We start from the raw sequence: 22,879 nt of genomic DNA, 5'->3' as shown, positions 1-22,879 counted from the left end.
TCATGTCTTGGTCAATAAAGTATATAAAGGATGAACGCTCTTTCTCTCGCTGGGGGGGGTTGAGTAAAACATACTTTTCTTTAAATGAGTTTGAAAATGAGTCATGTATTAATAGTGGCTGTTATTCTATATATGAGAGCGGTGCGCTTATTGATATCAATTTGGATGCACTAGAAAACAAGCCACTACTTGTTTTTTTTAATGGTGCTAAAAACCGTAATAATGATACAAAACTTCCAATTTTTTCTGGAGCAAAGGTAACCCCTATAGCCCAAGCCAGTCGTTTATCAATCAACGACCCATCCTTATATTTAGGAGATGATATCTCGATGGGGTGGTACGCCGGTGGTAAGAATATACCGCTGCAATCAGATATTTTGCCGAGGCTAATCAAAAAAATTGTTGGTTTGTTGAAGTCAACAGCATTAATTTTTGTTGGAGGGTCTGCAGGAGGGTTTGCAAGCCTCTATTATTCTAGAAAAATACCGGGCTCTATTTGTGTAACATCTAACCCCCAAACTTCAATATTCAATTATTATAAGTCACATGTTAATAGGTATTTAAAGTATAGTTTTGATATTGATGACGTTCAGAAGGTAAAAGAGAACCCTAAGATTACAAAGGGAACTGTCACTAACCTATGTCGTTATTATAATGGTGAAACATCATCAAAAATTATTTATTTGCAGAATCTCTTGGATAAACACCATGTAAACAGACATCATATTCCCTTTATCCAATCTTTCGGTCACGAGCCTGCCCTTGAGGTTGGTGTGCATCACTATAATGATAATTTAGTAACATTTGTAGGAGATTGGGGGGATGGTCATAAAACGGCACCAAGAGAGTTTTGGTCAACCATGTTATCCAATGTGGTAAATAAGCTGGATAATTTGGATGATATATTTAAGGAACGAAAAGTTTCAAAACTATTTGAGTAACCTTTGTGGCTAACATGATGATTGATAATGTTTTAGAGAAGGCTTTGTTTAAAAGTTCTAAAGAGCATCGTGTCAATAGCTCTACGCTTTGCTGTCATTCTATTTTGATTAGTGCACTTGCTCGCGGCATCGATATAAAAGTGCACTCAGCAACTGATATTCAGATGCTGTGTGATGCTCAAAGTGTGGCATACAAAAAACATTATCATGGTGTTGGGCAAGTTTTTTCTTTATGTGGCGAGGGTAAGGAAGTTGTTCTTAATAAAACAAAGCTATTAAATGGTTGTTTGCCATCTGTTTTTTCTAAGAAAGCACTAAAATCTCCTGAGCAATTAGCGCTAAGTTCTCCTAAAGGTGTTGTGTTTAGAAAAAGTGCACTTTCAAGGTATCTCATTGAAAGTAATGCTATCCAGTATCCGGTTGTTCTTAAACCCGTTAGCGGAAGTATGGGAAAAGGTGTTCATCTAGATATTAACTCCTTTGAAGAACTCTACAAACTTGTAAATGAAAGTACAGGTGGTGAACTAGTTGTAGAGGAGCAGGTTCAAGGTGATGAGTATCGTATTTATTTAATCAAAGGTCGATATTATGGTGCCGCTAAGCGGGTCTGCGCACATGTTATAGGTGATGGAAAATCGAGCATAGGTCGGCTAATTGATGAAAAAAACCGTCTTAAGAAAAAGAGTCATCTTCCTGCTATTGATGTGGAAAAAGCATTAGATTATATAGCAGGAAAGGGTGTGAAGGAAAATTATGTTCTTCCTAGAGGGGAATATTTACCACTATCGAGTATTCTTGGTAGGTCTTCTGGAGGAGATGTGTCTGATGTGTCAGAGTCGTTGCCTAAGTGGGTTAAGCAGAAGGTGAACGACTTGGGCGACTACTTTTCTGATAACCTTTGCATTGGCCTTGATGTTATTGTTAATAAAAATAACTTTTATATTATTGAAGCAAATGATAGGCCGCAGCTCAGTTCGCTACTTACTCCTGATGAAGGTGAAGGAAGGAATATTGCCGATGCATTAGTAGAGGCTATTTTTCCAGGCACAAAGTTAAAGTATAAAGTGGGTGGCGGAATAGCTAATATCAGGAAGATTGTCAATAGCGTTAAAGCTCATAACCAAAGCCTTTCGATAGAGTCACGTTTGTTCGATTTTGAAAAATTGAGTAATAGTGCTAATGATAAACAGTACAAGTCTTTAAAATTACCAGTTAATAGTAATCGTTTGTTATCTAGGCGGGAGGCATTTTCCAGAGGAATGGCAGTTAGCACTTGGGTGACGGAAAGAGGTAGCTTACGTTGGTCTATTACTAGTCCACAGAGGTCAATTGTTTTTCGCGAAAATATGCCTTCTAGCACGTCACAGTCCACGCGTAGTTTGACTAATGATAAAGAGCGTACTAAAAGAAGGCTTTTGAAAAATGCTATTAGTGTGCCCAGTGGTATCCGTATTCACTCTGAGAATGCGGACGCTGCATTAACGTGGTTCGATTCGTTAGGTGCCTCGCCACTAGCGGTGGTTAAGCCTTTTAATGGATCTGGCGGAAAAGGAGTTATATCTGCCATTAACACGAAGGAGGCTTTGTTAAGGGCTCTTTCTTCTTTGTTAGAAGAAGAAGCTATTGTCGAAGAGCATGTGCACGGCTTTGATTATCGTCTCTTGGTCGTAGACGGTAAGTTTAAATTTGCAATAAAGCGTGATCCTGCTCATGTAGTAGGCGACGGTGTTTCTACTGTAAAAGTGTTGGTAGAGCAGAAAAATAAAATAAGAATTAATAACCCCTACAATGGAAAGTATCCTCTTCAATTGAATGATGCAGTACTTCAAAGAATCAAGGGTAGGGGGTTTAGTAAGTCCTCTGTGCTTCGGTTCGGAGAGAAGCTCTATTTGCAAGATATCGCTAATATCGGTGCTGGTGGTGATAGCGAAGATGTAACGAGTCAAGTTCACCCAGATTTTATCGAAATAGCAGAGCGCGCTTATACTTCTTTCACGGATATGGCATTTTGTGGTCTGGATTTAATTACCCAAGATATCAGTCAGCCTGCCGCAGGGCAGCGTTATGCAGTAATAGAAGTAAATGCAAACTGTGATTTCGCAATACACCACTTCCCTACCTGCGGCGAGCCACGTGACGCTGCAGGCGCTATTTTAGATGCCCTCTTTCCTGAGTCATCGCGTGTTTCCACGGTGACTCGTGAACTGTGTATTACAGGAAAGGTGCAGGGCGTTGGTTATCGGAAGTGGTTTACCCGGCAGGCTATCCAGCGTGCGATAGATGGAACGGTCAGCAATTTTGAGGATGGCTCTGTGCGCGCGGTAGTGCAGGGGACGTTATCAGCTATCGATGATCTTGTACGGAATGCGAGCAAAGGGCCAGCCAGGGCAGTGGTGAAACAAATAGCTATTGCGGAGCATTTGGATGCTGACACATACGATGGGTTTATAGTCGTGTGATGGTTCCAAGCATTCTCTTCAGCGCATTCGGGGGTATGTGAAGTGGCCAGGTATTGGATTCCAGCCCTGACTCTGGTGCTGCTATTGATGATTTGGTGGTTGCCAAATGAGAAGGATGAACCACCCAAGGGTTCTCAGCAGATTGAAACATTTGATAGTGCTCAGCTTTCGAGAACAGGGAAAACAATAGTTGAGCATTCACGCACTCACTTGGCTCCCCATCAAGGTATCGAGGGGAGCACTGCAGTACGAGTAGATTACGAAGGCTATGAGCGAGGCAGCCGTCGTGTCGTGGTATCGCCGCGTATTACACCTGCTGAACAGTATGAACTGTCATTTTGGGTACAATTTTGCGAAGGGTTTGATTTCGGGCGTGGTGGTAAATTGCATGGGCTGGGACCTGCTGACCCCGTAGCAGGTGGCAATGACATTACGCCCGAAGGCTGGAGTGCTCGGTTAATGTTTCGTGGTGATGGCGGTTTGCAAACCTATGTGTATCACCAGGATATGCAGGGAAAATATGGTGATACCACCGTTGCATCAGATTTTACCTTTCAGCCAGGCCAGTACCACCATGTTGTGATGCAGGTAGCGCTAAACGCACCTGCTGAAGAGCCCAACGGTTTTATCAAGGTTTGGGTAGATGACGAGCTACTCATTGAACACTCAACATTGCGCTTTCGTGATCGGCTAACGCCTGAAAGTGATATTCAGCGGTTGATGTTTAATACCTTTCATGGGGGGAGTAGTCCGGAATGGGCGCCTCGTACCGCCGGGGGGAGTTATAAAACGGACTGCGCATTTTTTGATAATATAGCGCTTACACCGGCATTTGAACGTTAATACGAGTGGGAGATTTCCAAGGATGAAAATTGCTGTTGCTGGAACGGGCTATGTGGGGCTTTCCAATGCAATGTTGCTGGCACAACACCATGACGTAGTGGCGGTGGATATCGTGCCCGAAAAGGTCGAGATGCTCAATAAGCGAGTCTCGCCTATTGAAGATGCGGAGATTTCAGCCTTTCTCGCCCGTGAAGACCTGCGCTTTACGGCAACCATGGATGCCGAAGCTGCCTACCGCGATGCGACCTTCGTAATTATTGCCACACCTACGGATTACGACCCTAAAACCAATTATTTCAATACTAAGAGCGTTGAAGCGGTTATCAATCAGGTAATGCAGATTAACCCTGACGCGGTGATGGTGATTAAGTCCACGGTGCCGGTGGGGTACACCGTAGAAACCGCTGAGCGGTTTAATACTCAAAACCTGCTTTTTTCACCTGAGTTTTTGCGCGAAGGAAAGGCATTACACGATAACCTCTATCCCTCACGGATTATTGTGGGTGAGCTTTCCGTTCGCGGTGAAACCTTTGCAGAACTGTTGAAGCAGGGCGCGATCAAGCAGGATGTTGAGGTGCTACTGACCAACAGCACTGAGGCAGAAGCGATTAAACTATTTGCCAATACTTACTTGGCAATGCGGGTCTCCTATTTTAATGAACTTGATACCTATGCTGAAACTCATGGCCTTGATGCCAAGCAAATCATTGAAGGTATTGGATTAGATCCGCGAATTGGTAAGCACTACAACAACCCAAGCTTTGGTTATGGCGGCTATTGCTTGCCGAAAGATACCAAGCAGCTGCTCGCCAACTACGAAGATGTGCCTAACAATATGATTCAGGCCGTTGTGGATGCGAATCGTACACGCAAAGATTTTATTGCTGAATCAGTACTCCGCCGTGAGCCTGAGGTAGTCGGTATTTACCGGCTGATTATGAAAACCGGTTCAGACAACTTCCGTGCCAGCGCCATGCAAGGGGTGATGAAGCGCATTAAGGCCAAAGGCATTGAGGTTGTGGTTTACGAGCCAGCGCTGGAAGAAGAAAAATTCTTCGGTTCATCCGTGATGCGTAATTTGGCGGATTTTAAGGGTAAGTGCGATGTGATTTTGACGAATCGTATGGTGGACGAGTTGAAAGATGTCGCTGAGAAGGTCTATACACGAGACCTATTTGGTAGCGATTAATTGTCCTGGTCAGTGAGTGAAAATCTGTATTTATCACTTAAATTCAGATGGTTATGAGCGAGGCTTTGCAGTATGCTGGCCTCGTTTTTGTGCGCTGACTATCCCGAACGGTAATGTGGCTGTGGTTCTGTTCACTTCATTGTTTGCTTAATTCTCTCTTTTACTTGGGTTGTATAGCCGTGCTCTCTTATTTGGCTAAATATTGGCGCCTTTTCTCTTCTTCTCATGCCACTGAAACACCACCATCGGCTGAAGACGCCACGCGAGCTGAATTTGATGTGGATTGGTATTTAGCAGCCTACCCTGATGTGGCTCAAGCAGGCATTGACCCGTGGGAGCATTACCTACGCCATGGTAAAGCGGAAGGGCGTTTACCCCGACGTAATCGTGCCTTGGCTTGGGACCATGCGTTATGGCGTGGCGCTGATGCAGTGATTTTGCCAAGGTTACAGGCATTGCTTACTGATACTTCTGCCAGCGCCTCAGAACAGCAAGCAGCACGATGGGCGTTAGCGCGCTGGTACGTATGGCAGCAGCAGTGGGGGAGCGTTCTTACCTACCTACTGCCAAATGGTGACCCCAACGCTTTGTTCGCTAACATGGATCACCCTGCCATGGCGCTCCTGGCGATTGAAGCGCACTGCCGGTTAACCCTTGAGGGCAAGCCAAGCGATGGCACGGTGTTGCCGGAATTGTTGGAAGCGCTCAAACAACGCTTTCCAAACCATGCAGATACTTTTCTTGCAGAGGCTAACGCGCAATTAGTAGGGCAGGGCAGTGATGCCGATAGGCTTGATGTACTCAATCAGCTTTTTACCGCCCACGGGCTAAGCGCCATTACCCAGCGCAACACCAATGCTCCCTTATCGCTAGATAACCTCTCTACTCACGCCTCACCCCTCACAACTCACCCCTCACCCCTCACCACTCACCACTCACCACTCACCACTCACAACTCACCCCTAATCTCCGTCATCATCCCGCTCTATAACGCGTCGCATACCATTGGTACCGCGCTGCGCAGCTTGTTCGACCAGCAGGGCGTTCGCTTGGAGATTGTGGTGGTCGATGACGCCAGTGAAGATGATGGCGTGATTGAGGTGGCCCGTTGGCAGCGCAAGGCCCCCATGCATGTATCGCTAACGTTGCTTCGCCACGCCACTAATCAAGGCGCTTATGCCGCCCGTAACACGGGGTTAGTGGCAGCCACGGGTGATTTTATTACCACTCACGATAGCGATGATTGGTCCCACCCCCAAAAGCTGATTACTCAGTGGCAGGCGTTGGAAGCAAACCCTGAAGCGAAAGCTTGCTTGTCGCACTGGGTGCGCGTAACGCCTGAACTGCTGTTTAATCGTTGGCGGTTAGATGAGTATGGTTGGGTATATCCCAATATCTCTTCACTGCTGCTGCGCCGTGAAGTGATCGACACGTTGGGGTTTTGGGATGCGGTCAGCGTGAATGCGGACTCCGAGTACCGCGAACGTGTGGAAGCGGCCTTCGGCACTGAAAGTATCATGGTTGCACTGCCTGGAGTGCCGCTTGCGTTTGGCCGTGTGGATGAAGGCTCACTTAGCCAGCACTCCCGCTCGCACTTGGCAACGCAGTTCACAGGCTTACGATACCGCTACATGGCAGCGGCGCGGCGTTGGCATGCCCGCGCCGAAAACGCCCACCAGCTGTATATGCAGCAGCACCCCGAGCAGCGTCCCTTTGTGGCGCCATCGGCGATGTTACGGCCCACCGATACTCTGCAAGCGAGCTTGGCGGAGATCGATGTGGTCAGTGAATCCGCACTGTTCGATGCGGGCTGGTATTTAGAACGCTATATCGATCTTCAGCAGGCCAGCATTGAACCGTTGGAGCATTTTTATTCAACTGGCGCTTTAGAGCAACGAGACCCTGGCCCGCATTTTTCCCTTTCCGGTTACTGCCGCCGCTACCCGGAGGTAAAGGCATCCGGCCAGCATCCGTTAGTGCACTTCATGGTGGAAGGGCACGCAAAGGGGCTGGAGCCGCTGCCTATTTGGCAAGGCAAACGGGAATTTAGCCGACGACCCACGGTGTTGCTGTGCGCGCATCAAGCAGGTGCGGCGCTGTATGGCGCTGAGCGTAGCCTGCTCGACATCCTGGATGCGATGCTCGAGCTGCGCTGGAACGTCATCGTGGCGCTGCCCGAAACCAATAACGCGGAGTATGAACAGGCGCTGTTAACGCGCTGTAAGGCGTTGGCCGTTCTGCCTTACGGCTGGTGGCAGGTGGGCAGGGAGCCAGTGAGTGCGACGGTGGGCTATTTTCGTGATCTGATAAAGCGCTTTGCTGTTGATGCCGTGCATGGTAATACCGTGGTGCTGGCGGAGCCATACGTGGCCGCAAGCCAAGAGGGCGTGCCCACCCTGGTTCATGTGCGTGAATTGCCAGCCCATGATGAAGCGCTGTGTGTCACCTTAGGTGCAACGCCTGAACAAGTGGTTGAACACGTGCATCAACACGCGGATGTGATCATTGCCAACTCCGCCTGTGTGGCCCAGGCATTTGCCCGTGAAGCCAATGAGGATACACAGCCGCCAGCGCAGTGCGTGGTGCCCAATACCATTGAGATGGCGCCGCTGCTAGCGCTACCTGACGTGGGTTTTGATACTGAACAAGCGGCGCGTGTGCGGGTGGGCATGCTGAGCAGCAATATCGCTAAGAAGGGCTTGGCGGATGCTGAGGAAATGGCGGGGCATCTGCAAACGCTGGCCCCCGGCGTTGAGGTGGTGCTGTATGGTGCCCGCACCGCTGAGGTTGAGGCGCTGTTAAAGCGCCAGGCCCAGGGCCTTGCACCGGCCAACATTACCTTTGCGGGCTACGTTCAGCGGCCTGAAGAGGCCTTGGCACAGCTGGATATCGTGGTGAACCTATCGCGCTTTCAAGAGTCTTTCGGGCGGACGGTCTTAGAGGCCATGGCTGCTGCGCGGCCAGTTGTTGCTTATGATTGGGGGGCGTTAGGAGAGCTTGTTGTAGAGGGTGAGACAGGCTTTTTAGTGCCTGTTGGTGACACTTTGGTCGCTGCCCAACAAGTTGCCAAGCTTGCCAGTGCTCCAGAACAGTGCCGTGTTTTTGGTCAGGCGGGGCGGCTGCGTGCCGAAACGCAGTTTAATGCTACCCAATTGCGACATGCCTTGGTCAATGCATACAAATTGACATATGTTTCTAATTTCATTGATGTTACTGAGAACGGTTGTTAAGAACTGTTAGGGGTTTTATTTGAAGCTTGCTATTGCTGCCATCGTTAAAAATGAATTAGACAGTTTGAGTGAGTGGATGGCGTTCCATCTTGCGGTAGGCGCTAGCCATTTTTTAATCGCTGATAATGAAAGTAGCGATGGGACTTATGAGTTATTAGATGCGTTGTCAAAGACCGGTTTGGTGACCTTGATTTCCGTGCCTACTGGAAGTACTCCTCCCCAGCTGCTCGCTTATCAGCAATTGCTTGGTAGTTGTCCAAACGGTATTGATTTGGTGGCATTTGTCGATGCTGATGAATATTTATTACCGACTCCCCCCGCGGTGGCAGTCGCTGCCGATAAGGCGCCAGAATTTCCGTTATTGGCGTGGCTGGAAAAACAGTTTGCCTCAAAAGAGGTGGGGGCCATGGCGCTTAACTGGGCGTGCTTTGGCTCCAACGGTGCAAAGTTTCGTGATGAGGGGCTGGTCATTGAGCGTTTCACCCAGCGTGCTAAGCAGGCGTTTGGTCCGAATCACCACTTCAAGAGCGTGGTGAGACCCACGTATGTTGAACGGTTTGATAACCCTCACCATGCACGTTTAGCACGTGGACATTATGTCAATGCGTTAGGCCAACCGGTTGAGGCACGCCGGGATAAACAAGGTAAACCGAGAGTAGGGTTGAGTGAGCAGGTGGTGTGGGAGGGCGCTCGTATCAATCACTACTTAGTGAAGTCGGTGGAGGAGTTCGTACTCGGTAAAGCCAAACGTGGCAGTGCGGCGACGCCTAACTATCAAAAGCAACGCGACTATTTTATGCGCCACGACCGCAATGACGCTGATTGTTATAGCGCGGCTGAGCTCGCGCCTAAGGTCAAAGATAATATGAGATGGTTGCAAAAACTTGCTGGTAAACAGCAGGTCATTATTGGCTCTGAGGTTAACGGCCAGGCTAGTAAAGTATCTCCTGTTGAGCCTTCATCAGGCTCAGAGTTAACCCGCTGGCTTAAACGCCGCTTAAAGGAGTGGTCATCTACTACGCCAAGCGGGCAACCGCCTATTGAGCGTTGGGTGTTAGATTACCCCACTGAGCAGCGGGGGTCGCGCTTTCAGCCTTCTGGGCGAGTAGTGCAAGGCTGGCTGCTATTGCCCGAAAGCCTAGCCGAAATGCACTCTCAAGTGCGTATTGTGGCTGAATGGCAGCCTGCCTTTGAATTATGCCATCCGCTGGAAATTGATCGCCCGGATGTGATCAAGAATACGTTTTCGATGTCGGCGGAAGGCCACCCCCAGCGGGTGTGCGGCTTCCGTTTTACTGTGCCGCCTAAACTGGGTAGCTTTCGCCTGTGGTTGGCGCTTGAAGATGAGCGTTGGCTCTTGCAAGAAGTGAATATTGATACCCGTGATGTGGAGGTGGCTCAGACGTTAAAAGTGTTGAAAGGCAAGCAGGGCTGGCTGTTTCTGGATAACGATACCAACGGTAGCGTTGACCAGTTTATGGGCCGAATGCGTTTAACCCAGGCAGGCTTGGAGGGCTGGAAAAGCTACTTATCCGATATGGCGAGTGTGGCAGCTCAGCGGCCTTGGGCACTGTTAGTAGCTCCTTCTAAAGAGAGTGTGATGGGGGCGGACTATCATCCACGTAAAGAGGGTGAGGGCGGGCCGCTGCATCAAGTGCTTGGCTTGGCGGCCGCCAAAGATGTGGTTTATCCCGTTGAAGAGCTAAAAGCATTAGGTGACAACGCTTTTATTCTCACGGATACCCACTGGACTCAAAAAGGCGCGTTAAGTGCCACCATTGCGCTTGCTGAAAAACTGGGGGTCGAAAGAGCCGCTTGTGAGGCTCTGTTTCAAAAAGATCGCTATAAACAAAAAGAGATGGGCGGCGACTTGGGGAATAAGCTCACACCTAAACAAGTTTGCACGGTTGAGGTCATTACTTCTTTTAATCACACTCGCTATAAAACATATGATAATGGACTCCCAAATTTTGGACGAGTGTTAGTCATCGAATACCCGAATGCCTTGGTGGCAGGCACCTGTTTGCTGTTCGGCTCCTCTTCCAGCTCTTCTATGTTCAATTACTTATGTCGAGTTTTTCAGCGGTTCGTGTTCGTGCATAGCGCAGGCAACATCGATCCTGACGTGGTGGCTGCGGTGGCGCCTGATTATTTAGCGGCGCAAACCAATGGGCGTTTTGTGGTTCAGGTACCCTCGGCTAGCCAAAATCTTGAAGAGGTTATCCGCGAAAAATGTGCTCAGCTTGATGAAAAGACGCTTGAGGGGGTAAGCGAAAAGCGTATCATCGCTTCGGATGATTATCTTGAATCTATTGGTCTGCTGTTTTGGGAGCAGACTCGCAGTGCGCTGATCAACTGATAGTTGCCTAGGAAACTGATTAAGTAAGGTATTGGAATGGGGCAACACGTCATAAGTTTGAAAGAAAAAATAGCTACCTTCATTGATAGCATGATGCCTGCTTTTTGGCGGAAAAAATCGACAATTCATATTTGTGAAGCGTTGCCGCTTGATAATGCGTCCTCCTTGGAAAATAGCGTTCTGTGTGTCGCGGCAGGGGAACAGCCTTTGCCGGGCTGGAATATGCTGGAACTAAATGGCTTGGGGGCGGATGCTCATGGTGCTGCAACGCTCATCTTTTATACGGCCAACCGCGTTGTTGAGTCATCGGTTTCCCTGCGCCCTGGTAAGGTGACTAAGCGAATTTTATGGGTACCGGTGAATGTTAAAAAAATCACCTTCTCTTTTATGGCGACGGAAAGCGCCCTCTCAGAGGTAACAGTAGAGTGGGTGTGGTTAACTCCGTGGTTTGCCCACAACCGTTTAGCGCGTCGGCTGATTAATAATCATGCTAGCTATAAAGGCATGCGGCTTAATCAAGTGATTCGCACTCTACACGTTGAATCGGTGGCTAAAGGTCGCCGTTGGCGAAAGCTGGCATTGGCAGATTACGATCAAACCCATGCTAAACAGCATGTGGCCGATGACTATACGCGCTGGATCCAGACGACTGAACAGCCGGCCCATGAAGACCCACAAACAGTTATTGCGGGCTTGAAAACAGCCCCGCTGTTTTCTCTGGTCATGCCGGTTACGGGAGATGACCTTAAGCGGGGTGAGGCGCTGCTCTTGAATACGATTGATTCATTGAGGACGCAGAGCTATTTTTTTTGGGAAATCTATATTGTTCTCTCTGCCGAAATTTCGCATGAGCAGCGGCAAAGCCTAGAGCGCTACCTTCCTTCGACAAGCCGTATTAATCTTATCCACAGCTACCACTATGAATTTGCGCAGCTGGATCACCAAGGATTTATTCAAACGCAAGGTGATGGGGTGATGCGCATTAGCGTGGGTGACCAGCTTGCTCATGAGGCGCTATGCCGGCTAGCAAAAGCGTGGAATAAATACCCGGATGCTCAGCTCTTTTATGCCGATGAAGATTTGTTCGGGCCAAAAGGCGAGCGCTGCCACCCGGTGTTTAAGCCAGGCTGGAACCCAGATTTACTGCTTTCGACTAACTATATTGGCCGTGTGGCGCTTTATAAGCGACGTTTGCTTTGGCAACTTGAGACCGAACAAGCGGATTTGTTGGGTAACTTAACCAATGCTGCAGCGGTTGATTATGCGCTGGCGTTGACGTTTTTAAATTGGCAAAGCATTCATGGCACTATTGATTCCGTTTGCCACTTGCCATACATGCTTTATCACCGGTTGGCTGAGTTGCCTCGCCCACTGCTGCAAGACGATGCGGTTACGTTGGTGCGTAAAGTATTGGCGCAGCAGCTAGTCAGTGCAGAGGCGGCGGTACACCCAGGGTTAACGTCTACCTCCGTGCGGGTTGAATGGCCGATCCCATCGCCAGAGCCGTTAGTGAGTTTGCTGGTGCCAACGCGTAATGGCGTGGGTATTCTGCGTCCTTGTGTCGATGCAATTTTGGAGATGACGGCTTACCAACATTTTGAGCTGTTGATTCTGGATAATGAAAGTGATTGTCCTGAGACGCTGGCTTATATGGATGCGGTGGAAAAGCGCGATCCACGTGTTCGTGTGTTGCGCTGGCGTCATCCGTTTAATTATTCGGCGATCAATAATTTTGGGGCAGCTCACGCACATGGCAGTATTATTGGCTTAATAAACAATGATGTTGAGCCGATGGATGAGCACTGGTTAACGGAAATGGTTAGCCAAGTCTGTCGTGCTGAAATTGGTTGTGTCGGCGCTAAACTTTATTACCCTAACGGTATGTTGCAGCATGGCGGGGTTATTCTGGGGTTAGGCGATGTGGCGGGCCATGCTCACCGTTTTTTCCCTCGCCATAGCGAAGGCTATACAGGGCGGCTAAAGCTTGTTCAAAATTTATCTGCCGTGACCGCCGCGTGTTTGCTGCTGCGGAAAAGCGTGTTCGATCATGTGGGTGGGCTGAACGAGCATGACTTAACTATTGCATATAACGATGTCGATTTGTGCTTAAAAGTCAGAGAGGCTGGTTATCGCAATCTTTGGTCTCCGTTTGCTGAGCTCTACCATCATGAGTCGATGTCGCGCGGAGCTGACGATACGCCTACCAAGCGGGCACGATGGTTAAGGGAAGTGGCGTATATGCGCCGCACCTGGGCCGAGCAGCTTGATAAAGACCCGGCCTATAACCCAAACCTAACGTTGGTGCATGAAGATTTTTCTTTGCGTTAACGGGTGAGGAAGAATCTGGTTTTGTAGGCAGGGATGGTTGGTTGCCACGGGGCGTCGTCCCGCCGCCATCCGCGGGTGCCTCGGCTGTTCGTTTATCTCACAGCCTCGTTACGCGCTACGATGCAGTCATTGATTATGTTTGTAATGCCGGGTGTGTGCATCACTCGATTAATGGATTAAAAAAGGATGCATCGTGAGTAGCCACATTCACTGGGTAGTTCTTAGCGATGGCGCGCGGCCAACCGAAGATATCTATTTCTATGAATCCGCCGCGCCTACCCTGCATCAACAGGGCGTGCTGACCGAGCGGTTTCCGGTTTCTCGTTCTTTCGGTGCTGCGTGGCTACATGGGCGCGCTTTTAAACACCGCTATGCTGGGGTGAGCCTGCTGTTGTGTCGCTCGCTGCCATTAAGCTGGCTGCGCTGGCTGGAACGCAACCGCAACGTTTTTGGCTATATCGTCTATTTGATTGATGATGATATTGCCGCTGCCGCCGTTGATACCTCGCTGCCAAGCGCTTATCGCAAACGCATGGCGCGCATAGCGAAGCTTCAACCACGCTTGCTGGAACTGGCCGATGAGGTGGTGGCGTGCAGCGACCAACTGGCGAGCTACTTTACGCCGCGCCACGCTAACGTTTCCGTGCTAACGCCCCCTTTGCTGGCGCCTCTGCCAGGGCATGATCACTTTTCCATTCCCCCCTCCGCAGAAACGCCGTGGCAGATTGGCTTTCACGGGACGCGAGCCCACCTTCAGGATTTGCTGCATATCGCACCTGCTTTGGAAACACTGCAGCAGCGCGACGATACCGAACTTGAGATCATGCTGGGCCAGCATCTCCCGAAGCGTTTGGCGGCGTTGCCACGTGTCAAAGCCCCCGCGCCATTACCCTGGCAAGCCTTCCAGCGCTACCAGCGTCAGCGCCGTCTGCACATTGGTTTGGCGCCACTTTTAGAGACGCCTTTTAACCAGGGTAAGTCGTTTATTAAGTTTCTGGATATTGCCGCTATGGGCGGGGTGGGGATCTACTCCAACCGCTACCCCTATACGGAGGTAGTGCGCCATGGCGAAAATGGCCTGTTGGTGGAAGACACTACTGACGCATGGCGCGATGGTTTACAGCAGCTACTTGAAGACCCGGCCGCGACATCGCGTATGGCCGAGCAGGCAGCGAAAGATGCCCAGCGGATTGGTGATCCAAGCCTCGTGGTGTCATTCTGGCAGGCACGCAGTGAACGTCTGGATTAAGCCTCGGCGCGGCAAACCGCTGAATTTGTGATTAAGGATATGTCTGTGACCGAGATTAACCAAACACTGCTGGATGCCGTCGAACGCATTGCCTATGAAGCGGGTGATGCGATTATGAGTATTTACGCTTGCGATTTCAGCGTGGAAAAGAAGGCGGATAAAAGCCCGTTAACCGAAGCTGATAAAGCTGCTCACACGATTATCGTGCGCGGCTTGCAAGCATTACCGGAGCAGTTTCCGATTCTCTCGGAAGAGGATGTCGAAGGCTTTACTGGGGTTGATGCGAATGGTCGCTACTGGTTAGTCGACCCGCTGGATGGCACCAAGGAGTTCATCAAGCGCAACGACGAGTTCACCGTCAATATAGCCCTGATTGAAAACGGTAAGCCGGTGCTTGGCGTAGTGACCGCACCTGCACTTGAGGTGGGTTATGTGGCCGCGCGGGGGCTGGGCGCGTTTAAGGTTGAAGCGGATGGAAGCCGTAAGGCCATTTCCGTCGCTGGCAAGCCTAAAGCGGGTGTCAGCTGGCGGGTAGTGGGTAGCCGTTCGCACCCTAGCCCTGATTTGTCTGCTTGGCTGGAACAGTTGGGCGAGCACACCATGCTGCCCATGGGCAGTTCTTTGAAGATGTGCATCATTGCCGAAGGTTTCGCCGATGCCTACCCACGCTTGGGCCCCACCTGTTTATGGGACACCGGCGCCGCTCATGCGGTAGTGCTGGAAGCGGGCGGAAGGGTGGAAACCCTGGAAGGCACCGCGCTTAGTTACGCCAACCCCAGTGAAAAGCTCAACCCCTATTTTGTGGTGTGGGGGCATTAAGCCAGGGGCGCCACCGATATTGTTTTGCCAACCTTCTCGATATTGGTTGTCACGGCCATGTGCATAACGTGCACATGGCCTTGGAATCCCCAGCTTCATGTGCCAGCGAGATTGAGTAGCGTATATGGACTCCTCCTCGTCTGCAAGCACAAGTCGGGTACCCTCAGCGTAAACGAGCTTTATGGCTCTACGCGCTACACGGTATGGCCCGACGTCGGTTCGACCTGTTCGCCATCTCTCTTGTGGTGGTGCAGTCGGGGTGGTAGGAACACCGATTAAAGGTTCAACATTGATGGTCGCATCGCCTGTTTAAGCGGCGGCGGCCAACTCAGGGTTATACGGCGCTCGGCCCTGTTTCAACGCAAGCGACAGGAGTGGCTGAATCAGCGGGTTTATGTGATCTACCTTTCCTCCTATTCGCCAGAATTGAACCTAATCGAGATTCTCTGGCGCAAGGTAAAGTATGAGTGGTTGCCACTAACGGCTTATGAAAGCTGCCGCTCACTAAGACATCATGTGCAGAAGGTGTTGTCAGGCTATGGCAGAGAATATCGGATTTCTTTTGTATGGGTACTTACATAACCTATTGAATGCACTGATTTTGTAGTGCGTGGTAAGCGAAGCGCACCGCAAAGGCAGCTATCGGAGTACGAGATTGCTACTCATGCTTAACAATCGTGCGTAGGCTTATTGTAAACTCTCGCGTTGAATGTGATGAGGGGTGATTTGGCTTGGGTTTTGCTTTGTATACTTGTCAGGTCATCCCTTAATTTATCAAGGAAGACAATATGAATTCACCGCTTTCTAACGTAAATCCGCGTGTTTATACACCAGTAAATGAACTGCATGTGCATGCTGAACATCTTTATGCCCAGTCCTTAAGTGATCTTTTAGGTAATGATTCCGCCTGTGCTCAACAGCGTGCTCGTTCATTAGCATTTACCTTCGGTAGCCTGCATATTGATTTCAGTAAGCAGCGTTTAATGACTGAAACCATTGGGCTTTTAACGGCATGGGCAGAAAGCTGCGGGCTAACTGCAAAACGGCAGGCGCTGTTTGCTGGTGCTGAGGTTAATCCCTCTGAGAAGCGGGCGGCACTGCATGTGGCTGCAAGGTGGCCAGCTAACGAAGTGCCGCCAGAGGGGATGGAAAGTGCAGCGGCTTTTTGTCAGCACCAGCGTGAGCGTATGTCGGAGATGGTTGATCGCGTTCATAGCGGTAAATGGTATGGTGCTACCGGACAAGCGATCACTGATATTGTGCATATTGGTGTGGGTGGCTCTGACTTGGGACCAAAACTGATTAGCGAGGCCCTCGCTGATCGCCCCAGCAGCATTAAAGTAAACGTGCATTATGTTTCTACCATGGATGGCGCCCAGTTGCTGCCCTTAATGGAGAGCTTAAACCCTGCGACTACGCTGCTGGTGCTGGCCTCCAAATCCTTCACTACCGCAGATACTCAGTTTAACGTACGTACGGCTCTGGCGTGGTTAAGTCACGCACTAGAGGTAGGTGAAGCGACCGTTTGCCGTTATCAGCTGATTGGTGTGTCCTCTAAGCCTGAAAAAATGACGGATTTTGGCATTCCTGAATCGCAGCAACTGGTGTTCAAGGAGTGGATCGGCGGGCGCTTTTCGCTGTGGTCGCCTATTGGGATAAGTGTAGCGATGCAGCTTGGCTTGGAGTGCTTCGATGCGCTACTAGAAGGGGCGCATGCCATGGATAAGCACTTTCTGGAAACGCCGTTAGAATCAAATTTACCTACATTGATGGCCTTGGTGGGGGCGTGGAACTCGCAATTTTTGAATATTCCCACTCATGCCGTGTTGCCATACGATGGTCGTTTAAAGAGCTTAGCCGCGTATTTGCAACAGTTAGAGATGGAGTCTAACGGTAAAAGTGTTGGCCTGGATGGGCGTTCTGTTTCCCATGCAACATGCCCCATTTTATGGGGAGATGTGGGGCCTAATGGCCAGCATGCGTTTTACCAACTTTTGCATCAAGGTAGCCATACGGTCAGTGCTGACTTTGTGGCGGTTACGCAGCGCCCAGTGGCGGCCTGTGAAAAAGTAAGCTGTGCACTTGAAGCTCAAGAGCAATTAACTTTAGCTCACTGTTTGGCTCAATCGCAGTTATTTGCATTAGGTGATGATGCGATCCCTCAAGCACTTCGTGGTTATATGGCGCAGGGGTATCGCGGTAATCAGCCCAATTCTGTTGTATTGTTGAAAACGTTAAATGCATGGTCGATGGGTGCGCTTTTGGCACTCTATGAACATAAGGTGTTTGTTCAGTCGGTATTGTGGAATTTAAATCCCTTTGACCAGCCAGGGGTAGAGCTTGGTAAACGATTGGCAACAAGCCTGTACCAGACGTTGGCTGATGAGCCGGTTGAGCACCAAAATGTAGAAGATCCTAGTACTACTCAGTTGCTGCACAAAGTGAATGAGTGGCGTAAGCAACGAAACGATAAAGGAAGTAGTTAATGACTCAAGTGCGCAAAGCGATTATTCCGGTAGCCGGTTTTGGCACACGCCTGCTGCCCATCAGCAAGGCGATTCCTAAGGAAATGGTGCCCGTTGTGGATCGTCCACTGATTCAGCATGTGGTAGAAGAGGCGATGGCGGCAGGTATCAATGAAATCATTTTGGTGACGCGGACAGGTAAGTCGGCCATTGAGGACCATTTCGATACTCACTTCGAGCTTGAACACTCGCTGGCGAGTAAAGGTAAGAGCGCGTTGCTGGAAACGCTTTCGGCTACGTCTCCTCAACAACTGAAAGTGACGAGTGTTCGTCAGCCTAACGCAAAAGGCTTGGGCCATGCGGTTTTCTGCGCCGCGCATCTTTTGGATAAAGACGAACCGTTTGCGGTTATTCTGCCGGATGTACTGGTGAAGCCCCAGGTTAACGGCAGTTCATGCGATCTGGGCGGCATGGTAGAGCGTTGGAGTGCGAACGGTGCTTCGCAAATCATGGTAGAGGCAGTGCCCCAGGAAGAGGTTTATCGTTACGGCATTGTTGATTGCGATGAACCTGCTGCCGGTGAAAGCGCGGACATGCGCGGTGTGGTAGAAAAGCCGACGCCTGAAGAAGCGCCTTCGCGTCTTTCGGTGATTGGCCGCTATGTGTTGCCATATCGCATTATGGAACTGCTGCGCGACCAGCCGCCGGGTGCGGGTAATGAGATTCAATTGACAGATGCCATCGACCGTTTAATGCAGGAAGGCAAAACCGTGCAAGCGTTTCGTATGCATGGCCGCACCTTCGACTGCGGGCACATTGAAGGTTGGCTGCAAGCTAACACCACACTCGCCCGTGAGGCGGGTTACGGCGTATAGAGTCGTAGAGTTATACAGTCATCATCCAAGCCGCTCAGTTCGTCACTGCAGTGGCTTTTTGTTTAGTTATCACGCCCCTTACTCAAAATGGAAATACCAGCGGCGTAATCAGCAATACCGCCGCTGAGTAGGTCACACTAACCGGCAAGCCAATCTTCAAAAAGTCGGTGATGCGATAGCGCCCTGGTGAATACACCATTAGATGGGTTTGATAGCCAAACGGAATTAAAAAGCAGGCGCTGGCGCCATAAGCCACGGCCATCACAAACGGCAGTGGGTCGGCGCCAAAGGCGTGGGCGGTGCTCCAGGCCACCGGAAAGGCTAACGCAGCGGCGGCGTTGTTGGTCACGGTTTCGGTGAGTAGCAGCGTGAGCAGGTAGCAGCCAACAAACGCAGCATAGACCCCGTAGCCGCTGAACAGCCCCTGCATACCGCTGGCTAACAAGCCTGCCGCGCCTGAGTTTTCCAACGCTTGGGCAATCGCTAACGCTGAACCAATAATCAACCATAGCTCAAACGGGAAACGGCGGCGCAGTTCCGCCAGGCTGATCACTTTCATCAGCAGCAGCCCGCCCAGTAGTATCAGCAGCCCGTGGAACAGTGGCAGCAGGTTAGCGGTAGCCAGGGCGATCACCGCGGCAAAGCCGCCTACGGTGAATAGGCTCTCTTTATGACTCAATTGTGGCCTAGTGAAACTGCCGCTGAGCAAGTGGAAGTTGCGGTCTAGGTTGCGGTGCTGGCGGAAATCAGCGCTTACCGCTAACAACAAGCAGTCCCCTACGCGAAGTGGGATTTTCCCCAGTTGCCCCTCCAAGCGTTTTTCTCCCCGCCGTATACCCACCACCCCCGCACTGAACATGCTACGAAAATCCACATCCTGCAGGGTTTTTCCTGCAAGCTCGGATTCGTGGGAAATCACCACTTCTACCAAATTCGTCGCCAGCAGGTTATCGGCTTGATGGCCAAATAGCTGCAGCCCCGGAAAACGCTGTAGGGCTTGCACCTTGCCCACTTCTCCCGTGAATACCAGCGTGTCATTGGCCAGAAGCTGCTCATCCGGTGCTACGGGGCTAATCAGCCGTCCGTGCCGCTCTAGTTCTAGTAAATAGAGCCCTTCCAGGCTACGTAGGCCATTCTCCTCGATGGTTTTACCGATCATCGGCGAGTCGGGCGCTAGGTCGGCGGCTAAGAAGTAGGAGAGCTTTTCGCTGGTGTCTTCGAGTTGGTGGTGTGGCAGGGCATTAGCGCGCCACATTAGAACGCATAGGGTCACTAGCGCCACGGGAATGCCCACCAGGCTGAATTGGAACATGCCCAGTTCACTGCCACTGGCGCTTAAATTAAACGAGTTCACTACCAAGTTGGTGGAAGTGCCCACCAGAGTGGTAATGCCACCCAAGACTGAGGCGTAAGAGAGCGGGATTAATAACCTTGAGGGCGCGATACGTTGCTGGCGCGAAATAGCCCCAAGAAAGGCAGCTACAACAGCCGTGTTATTTAAAAATGCGGAAAGCACCGCTGTGCTGCCCATCAAGCGTGCCGTGGCAAGCCGGGGGTGGCCCTTTAACAGGTGGCGCGATAGCCAGTCCAGCAACGGTGAACGTTCAAGCGCTAGCGATACCAGCAGCAAGCGCTGCCGGTTCAGCTCCCGATCCTTTCAGAAGAGGATATCGAAGGCTTTGCCGGTGCGGATGCCGAGGGCCGTTATTGGTTAGTCGACCCGCTGGATGGCACCAAGGAGTTCATCAAGCGCAACGACGAGTTCACCGTCAATATAGCCCTGATTGAAAACGGTAAGCCGGTGCTCGGCGTGGTGACCGCCCCGGCGCTTGAGGTGGGTTATGTGGCCGCGCGGGGGCTGGGCGCGTTTAAGGTTGAAGCCGATGGAAGCCGTAAGGCCATTTCCGTGGCAGGTAAGCCGAAAGCGGGCGTAGCGTGGCGGGTAATGGGCAGCCGTTCACACCTCAGCCCAGATTTATCCGCGTGGCTTTCACAGTTGGGTGAGCACACCATGCTGCCCATGGGCAGCTCGCTGAAGCTGTGCATCATCGCCGAAGGGTTTGCCGATGCCTACCCACGCTTGGGCCCCACCTGTTTATGGGACACCGGCGCCGCCCACGCGGTAGTGCTCGAAGCAGGCGGAAGGGTGGAAACCCTGGAAGGCACCGCGCTTAGCTACGCCAACCCCAGCGAAAAGCTCAACCCCTATTTTGTGGTGTGGGGGCACTGAGCCAGGGGACCCTCGGAAGTGGCGCGCAGTTCATGCGCATATGATGGGAGGCCACACATTGGGTAAGCGCCAGCGTACCCGCGAAAGCATCGCGCAGCGGTGCAGGGGTTGGTTGGGTGCCACGGGGCGTCGCTCTGGAGCCACTCGCCAGAAGTAGGTTAATTTATGCTGAGCCACGTAGGATGGCAGATAAAACGCTATTAGGTGTAGTGAAAGCTAGTCAACTGGCAGTACGATTAGTGACGATAATCGCTGAGTTTGCTATGTTGCATCTTAACGATAGGCGTATTGCCCAAGATACTTTAGGGGACGCACCATGAAGATTCGTATTCAGTCGTATCGCAGATTCCATGTGATTGGGTCTGCTATGGAAGTTTGGCCTACAGGTAATTACATAGAATATATGCCAAAAGGCACGCCGCAGGAGCGCCTGGGCCAGTCTTGGCAACGTGTTGGAAATGTTTTTGAAAAATCCATTAAGGCCTATGAGTTAAAGCATAGTGGATAAAAGTCATTCATGAAGATACACGCCGTACCATTCTGCACATGGTCGTTGATGATCAAAAGCATACGCACGAAATGCAGATGACGGGTTTAACAGGTGCTACCCATGCCCCCCCTTTGCTTGGGTAGCCGACGGTGCGCTACTGCCTTACGCGGTTCGCTGGTTGGTGGCTGATCGTTAATACCACGTGCTACGAGGAGTCTTCATGGGTCACAGAAAAAGCCACGATCAAAATTTCAAAAACTTGATTTTGGATTATCCTCATGAATCGCTAGCCTTCTTTGCCGCAGAAGAAGCCGAAGACCTTACTCCGAGCGTAAAGATCACACCGATACGCCAAGAGCAGTTAAAAGGGCGCTTAGGGGATCGATTTCACGAGCTAGATGTGCCGCTGCTAGTAGAATGGCCCAATGGTCAGCGTGAAGCACTGTTGTTTACGCTAGAAGAAGAAACTGATCCAAACCGCTTCTCTATCCACAGGCTTGCTCACTATACCCTGCACCTTAGCGAGCTATTCGAAACAAAGCGTGTGGTACCAGTGGTTATTTTTTTACATTCAAACCAAAATACTGCCGAAAGCCTGCATATAAAAAGTGAACGGCACAGCTACTTACAGTTCAGTTACCTTCACACCCATCTCAGCAGCTTGCCAGCGGAACAATTTTTTAACAGCCAAAATATCGTAGCGCGGTTGAATCTGCCCAACATGCATTGGGCAGACAAAGATAAAATTGACGTATATGCCAACGCTATTCAAGGGCTGTTTGCACTAGAATCTAGCGTAGAAAGGCAACTTAAATACATTGATTTTGTCGATATTTATAGCGAATTAGATGAAGATGAGAGACAGGCCTACCAAAGGCGCTATCCCCAGGAGGAAAGCAAAATGGCTGGTTTAGCAGAAAGACTTCGTAATGAAGGCATACAACAAGGTATGCAGCAAGGGCTTCATGAAGGCATGGAAGGTGTCCTACACCTTCAACTTAAACTGAAGTTTGGTGAACTGCCAGATTGGGCGGAAACAAAGCTGCAACAGGCATCGGACGAACAGATCACCCACTGGCTAACTCGTATTCTGAATGCCGACAGCCTCACCGGACTCCTGAGCTAGGGGCAAGGTTACCCCAGGCAATGACTAGCACCCCCGTAGCGCGTAAGCGAAGCGCACCCGCGAAAGCAGCGCGGAGCGGTGCCGGGGTTGGCTCATGTAGGCGATGATGGTTGGGTGCCACGGGGCGTCGTCCCGCCGCCTCCCGCGGGTGCCTCGTTATGTTCGTTCCTCTCACATACTCGTTACCACGCGCTACGACAATCACTCGATTCCGGTGGCGTGATGACATGCCAAGGCCATGTGCACATGACCTTGGAATCCCCAGCTTCATGTGCC

The 22,879-nt window shown here is 50.6% G+C and carries 15 protein-coding genes and 1 pseudogene; 15 read left to right on the top strand and 1 reads right to left on the bottom strand.

From position 1 onward, the window contains the following. The first annotated feature begins 2 nt into the window (after positions 1-2). The 12 genes from ACQE2I_RS12090 to ACQE2I_RS12035 all read left to right on the top strand — a co-directional run bounded on the left by ACQE2I_RS12090 (position 3) and on the right by ACQE2I_RS12035 (position 18,757). Positions 3-941 (top strand): hypothetical protein, encoded by a 939-nt coding sequence (locus ACQE2I_RS12090; protein ID WP_427028339.1) that lies wholly within the window; start codon positions 3-5, stop codon positions 939-941. Between the two features lie 14 nt (positions 942-955). Continuing rightward, positions 956-3,400, top strand: a complete 2,445-nt coding sequence (locus ACQE2I_RS12085) for an acylphosphatase (RefSeq protein ID WP_427028338.1) — start codon at positions 956-958, stop codon at positions 3,398-3,400. A gap of 87 nt (positions 3,401-3,487) precedes the next feature. Next, positions 3,488-4,243, top strand: a complete 756-nt coding sequence (locus ACQE2I_RS12080; protein ID WP_427028337.1) for a polysaccharide lyase — start codon at positions 3,488-3,490, stop codon at positions 4,241-4,243. A 22-nt stretch (positions 4,244-4,265) separates the two neighbouring features. Next, complete coding sequence (locus tag ACQE2I_RS12075) at positions 4,266-5,432, top strand: nucleotide sugar dehydrogenase (RefSeq protein ID WP_427028336.1); 1,167 nt, start codon at positions 4,266-4,268, stop codon at positions 5,430-5,432. A 179-nt stretch (positions 5,433-5,611) separates the two neighbouring features. Next, positions 5,612-8,662, top strand: coding sequence for a glycosyltransferase (locus ACQE2I_RS12070; protein WP_427028335.1), 3,051 nt, complete (start codon positions 5,612-5,614; stop codon positions 8,660-8,662). A gap of 19 nt (positions 8,663-8,681) precedes the next feature. Beyond that, a complete protein-coding gene (locus ACQE2I_RS12065) occupies positions 8,682-11,021 on the top strand; it encodes a glycosyltransferase family 2 protein (protein WP_427028334.1) in 2,340 nt (779 codons plus the stop codon). Between the two features lie 165 nt (positions 11,022-11,186). Next, positions 11,187-13,349: a glycosyltransferase family 2 protein gene (locus ACQE2I_RS12060; RefSeq protein WP_427028333.1), complete on the top strand. Its 2,163-nt coding sequence runs from the start codon at positions 11,187-11,189 to the stop codon at positions 13,347-13,349. 193 nt (positions 13,350-13,542) lie between these two features. Beyond that, a complete protein-coding gene (locus ACQE2I_RS12055) occupies positions 13,543-14,598 on the top strand; it encodes a glycosyltransferase (protein ID WP_427028332.1) in 1,056 nt (351 codons plus the stop codon). A gap of 45 nt (positions 14,599-14,643) precedes the next feature. After that, positions 14,644-15,417, top strand: coding sequence for a 3'(2'),5'-bisphosphate nucleotidase CysQ (gene cysQ / locus ACQE2I_RS12050; protein ID WP_427028331.1), 774 nt, complete (start codon positions 14,644-14,646; stop codon positions 15,415-15,417). 288 nt (positions 15,418-15,705) lie between these two features. Continuing rightward, positions 15,706-15,999 carry a transposase gene (locus ACQE2I_RS12045; protein ID WP_427031462.1) on the top strand — a complete coding sequence of 98 codons (294 nt, stop codon included), beginning with the start codon at positions 15,706-15,708 and terminating at the stop codon, positions 15,997-15,999. Positions 16,000-16,205: 206 nt separating this feature from the next. Further along, a complete protein-coding gene (pgi, locus tag ACQE2I_RS12040; protein WP_427028330.1) occupies positions 16,206-17,903 on the top strand; it encodes a glucose-6-phosphate isomerase in 1,698 nt (565 codons plus the stop codon). After that, positions 17,903-18,757, top strand: a complete 855-nt coding sequence (locus tag ACQE2I_RS12035) for a UTP--glucose-1-phosphate uridylyltransferase (protein WP_427028329.1) — start codon at positions 17,903-17,905, stop codon at positions 18,755-18,757. The genes pgi and ACQE2I_RS12035 overlap by 1 nt, the downstream gene beginning before the upstream one ends. 82 nt (positions 18,758-18,839) lie before the next feature. Here ACQE2I_RS12035 and ACQE2I_RS12030 read toward each other — a convergent pair whose 3' ends face one another. Beyond that, a complete protein-coding gene (locus ACQE2I_RS12030) occupies positions 18,840-20,387 on the bottom strand; it encodes an SLC13 family permease (protein ID WP_427028328.1) in 1,548 nt (515 codons plus the stop codon). Between ACQE2I_RS12030 and ACQE2I_RS12025 the strand changes: the two are divergent. The 3 genes and pseudogenes from ACQE2I_RS12025 to ACQE2I_RS12015 all read left to right on the top strand — a co-directional run. Next, positions 20,385-20,987 (top strand): annotated as a pseudogene (locus ACQE2I_RS12025) (3'(2'),5'-bisphosphate nucleotidase CysQ family protein); the annotation flags it as partial. The gene ACQE2I_RS12030 and the pseudogene ACQE2I_RS12025 overlap by 3 nt on opposite strands. 316 nt (positions 20,988-21,303) lie before the next feature. After that, a complete protein-coding gene (locus ACQE2I_RS12020) occupies positions 21,304-21,495 on the top strand; it encodes a hypothetical protein (RefSeq protein ID WP_427028327.1) in 192 nt (63 codons plus the stop codon). Positions 21,496-21,697: 202 nt separating this feature from the next. After that, entirely contained in the window at positions 21,698-22,603 is a 906-nt protein-coding gene (locus tag ACQE2I_RS12015) for a hypothetical protein (protein ID WP_427028326.1), read from the top strand. Positions 22,604-22,879 lie beyond the last annotated feature (276 nt).

The sequence above is a fragment of the Halomonas sp. H2 genome (genome assembly GCF_050215315.1).
Classification (GTDB): domain Bacteria; phylum Pseudomonadota; class Gammaproteobacteria; order Pseudomonadales; family Halomonadaceae; genus Vreelandella.
The sequence above is the reverse complement of the archived record's forward strand: the minus strand, read 5'-3'. Positions and strand labels throughout refer to the sequence as shown.